The sequence below is a fragment of the Roseibium sp. AWQ4_290 genome (genome assembly GCF_056160985.1).
On sequence record NZ_JBSWYG010000049.1, the window covers coordinates 1 to 1,281 of the forward strand.

At 61.7% G+C, this 1,281-nt stretch carries 1 protein-coding gene and 1 pseudogene; both read left to right on the forward strand.

The annotated features are described in order from the left end of the window. Positions 1 to 491: pseudogene (locus ACXAH0_RS25065) on the forward strand (IS21 family transposase); the annotation flags it as partial. Beyond that, the gene (gene istB / locus ACXAH0_RS25070; protein ID WP_475196001.1) at positions 424 to 1,152 is read left to right on the forward strand and encodes an IS21-like element helper ATPase IstB; all 729 of its coding nucleotides are present in this window, start codon (positions 424 to 426) and stop codon (positions 1,150 to 1,152) included. The pseudogene ACXAH0_RS25065 and the gene istB, both read left to right, overlap by 68 nt. Positions 1,153 to 1,281 lie beyond the last annotated feature (129 nt).

The following is a 1,281-nucleotide window of genomic DNA, read 5'->3' on the forward strand; positions in this document are numbered from 1 at the left end:
GACAGGTCGTGGGACAGCATGATCGCGTCTTCGGCCGCGGCAAGACGATCTATGATCCGCTTCACTACATCCCGGCTCTGGCCCGCAAACCCGGCGCATTGCGCAACGGGGCACCGTTCAAGAACTGGGATCTGCCGCCGGCCCTTCGCCGGGTTCAGCGCAAGCTCGAACGACAGCCGGGCGGTGATCGGCAGGTGGTCGATATCCTTGGCGCCGTGCTCATCGATGGTCTGGAGGCCGTCGAAGCTGCCTGTGCCGAGGCCTTGTCTCACAACGTCCATTCCGCAGGCGTCGTTCTGAACATCCTGGCCCGCCACCGCGAACCGCCGCCACCCCTGACAATCACGACGCCGGATGCGCTGAAGCTGGGCCGCGAGCCTGCGGCCAATTGCGACCGCTATGACAGCCTGAGGAGAAAACGGAATGGAACGATCGCAGGTGCTGGACGCCATGGGCCAGCTGAAGCTCTACGGGATGAGAACGGCTTACGACGAGATCATCGCCACGGCGGTCAAGCGACAGCACGAGCCGCAACAGATCATTGGCGACCTCCTGAACGCCGAGATCAGTGAGAAACAGGCGCGTTCGATCAAGTATCAGATGACAATTGCAAAGCTGCCTCTCGCCAAGGAGATCGACGAGTTCGACTTCGAGGCGGCAGATGTCAACGAGACCCTGATCCGCGACCTCGCCACCGGCGACTTCCTTGACCATCAGCGCAACCTCGTGCTGATCGGCGGCACCGGAACCGGCAAGACGCATCTCGCAGTCAGCATCGCACGGGCCAGCATTCGCAATGGCCGGCGGGGCAGGTTCTTCAACGTCGTAGACCTGGTCAACAAACTCGACGCCGAAGCGCGCGCTGAACGCCAGGGACGGACGGCGGACCTGATCTCCCGCCTCGACTTCCTGATCCTCGACGAGCTCGGTTATCTCCCGTTCGCCCAGACGGGAGGTCAGCTCCTATTCCACCTGATCAGCAAGCTCTACGAACGCACCTCGATCATTGTCACCACCAATCTGGCCTTCGGTGAATGGCCGAGCGTCTTCGGCGACGCCAAGATGACCACGGCACTCCTCGACCGTCTCACGCACCATTGCGAAATCGTCGAAACCGGCAACGAAAGCTGGCGATTCAAGAACCGAGCATAAAGCAAACGGCTACTCCGCTGGCCCGCCGCCGCTGCGTTAAATGGGGACTACGCAGCGACGGGCCAGCTCATCACCAAGGGGGGCAAAATTGGGCGCCGATAAGGGGTCACGTTTGGATGCCGATTGACA

Coding starts and splice junctions, on each gene's coding strand:
- istB (WP_475196001.1), top strand. CDS start 424: ATGGAACGATCGCAGGTGCTGGACGCCATGGGCCAGCTGAAGCTCTAC.